Genomic DNA, 255 nt, shown 5'->3' with positions numbered 1-255 from the left:
TGCCGATGAAGTTGTTGGCGCCTGTGCTGTTGACTGTGAGTGTTTCATAGCCTGTGCCGCCTACGCCATTGGCGGAGGAACCAGAAGTGTTGCCACCGATGTTGACTGCACCAACTTGTACGTCAGAGAGGTTCAATGCACCGACGTTGGCACCTGTCAGTACGCCTGTACCGAAGGAGAATTCAACGACGCCAGCCTGGTTGGCGTTGGAGCTGGTGATGGACATGGTATCGAGAACGGATTTGATGTTTTCGA

Annotated in this window: 1 protein-coding gene; it reads right to left on the bottom strand. The window is 53.7% G+C overall.

Annotation, left to right across the window (positions count from 1 at the left end):
* A partial coding sequence (locus tag H8L32_RS27465) for a hypothetical protein (RefSeq protein ID WP_186951034.1) occupies nucleotides 1–255 on the bottom strand: 255 nt, incomplete at both ends.

Origin of the sequence: Undibacterium hunanense, assembly GCF_014284335.1 — a bacterium.
In the GTDB taxonomy this organism is placed as follows: domain Bacteria; phylum Pseudomonadota; class Gammaproteobacteria; order Burkholderiales; family Burkholderiaceae_D; genus Undibacterium; species Undibacterium hunanense.
Note: the sequence above shows the minus strand (reverse complement) of the source record. Positions and strands in the feature narration are given on the sequence as shown.